At 59.6% G+C, this 515-nt stretch carries 1 CRISPR repeat array.

The features are described from left to right. Nucleotide 1: 1 nt before the first annotated feature. Nucleotides 2-515: direct repeats of the CRISPR family, unit length 26 nt; unit sequence AAATACCTCCGCGTGCGCGGAGAAGA.

Below are 515 nucleotides of genomic sequence, written 5' to 3'. Positions count from 1 at the left end.
GAAATACCTCCGCGTGCGCGGAGAAGAGCGAGGGTGAACGTGGTCAATTTGCAGCGCGTTGGAAATACCTCCGCGTGCGCGGAGAAGAGCCGCATGAGGAAGCCGTATTGTGCAACGTTGCGGAAATACCTCCGCGTGCGCGGAGAAGAGGCATCCGCATACATCTTCGCCTGCTGAACCAAGGAAATACCTCCGCGTGCGCGGAGAAGAGAGGAAGGCACCAGGGATGGATACGCGGTTAAAGGAAATACCTCCGCGTGCGCGGAGAAGAGAAGACGGACTCATACGCCCCACCGGATTATTCGGAAATACCTCCGCGTGCGCGGAGAAGAGGTAATCATGCTTCCGCTCCGTCCATGAGAAATGGAAATACCTCCGCGTGCGCGGAGAAGAGCAGCATCCGCGCCGCCCGCCTCGACTTCGATCCGAAATACCTCCGCGTGCGCGGAGAAGAGCCCGAGCCGCCGGGATTGACACGATTCCCACCGGAAATACCTCCGCGTGCGCGGAGAAGA

It is taken from the genome of Corynebacterium sp. HMSC077D03 (assembly GCF_001808545.1).
Lineage (GTDB): Bacteria > Actinomycetota > Actinomycetes > Mycobacteriales > Mycobacteriaceae > Corynebacterium > Corynebacterium simulans.
The sequence above is the reverse complement of the archived record's forward strand: the minus strand, read 5'-3'. Positions and strand labels throughout refer to the sequence as shown.